Origin of the sequence: Paenibacillus sp. Dod16 (genome assembly GCF_049893405.1) — a bacterium.
In the GTDB taxonomy this organism is placed as follows: Bacteria; Bacillota; Bacilli; order Paenibacillales; family Paenibacillaceae; genus Paenibacillus_AQ.
In genome coordinates, this window is sequence record NZ_JBNDYG010000154.1 from 1 (window position 1) to 323 (window position 323).

The following is a 323-nucleotide window of genomic DNA, read 5'->3' on the forward strand; positions in this document are numbered from 1 at the left end:
CCAGCTGAGCTAAGGGCCCATATAAAATACGCTTGGCGACGTCCTACTCTCCCGGGACCCTTCGGTCCAAGTACCATCGGCGCTGGAAGGCTTAACGGTCGTGTTCGGTATGGGTACGCGTGGAACCCTTCCGCTATCGCCACCAAACGTATTCATGGTGAAAGAATTAATCTTTCAAAACTGACCAACGAGTGAGTAACAGGCCTAAACCTGATTTAAGGGTGACTTCATTGAAGTCATATTTGAATGTTTCCGTTGCAGGAAACGATTCTCCATAGAAAGGAGGTGATCCAGCCGCACCTTCCGATACGGCTACCTTGTTA

1 rRNA gene is annotated in these 323 nt (G+C 49.2%); it reads right to left on the reverse strand.

Annotated features, from left to right (window positions below):
* Positions 1 to 30 precede the first annotated feature (30 nt).
* A 5S ribosomal RNA gene (rrf, locus tag ACPV3A_RS37865) occupies positions 31 to 147 on the reverse strand.
* Positions 148 to 323: the final 176 nt, after the last annotated feature.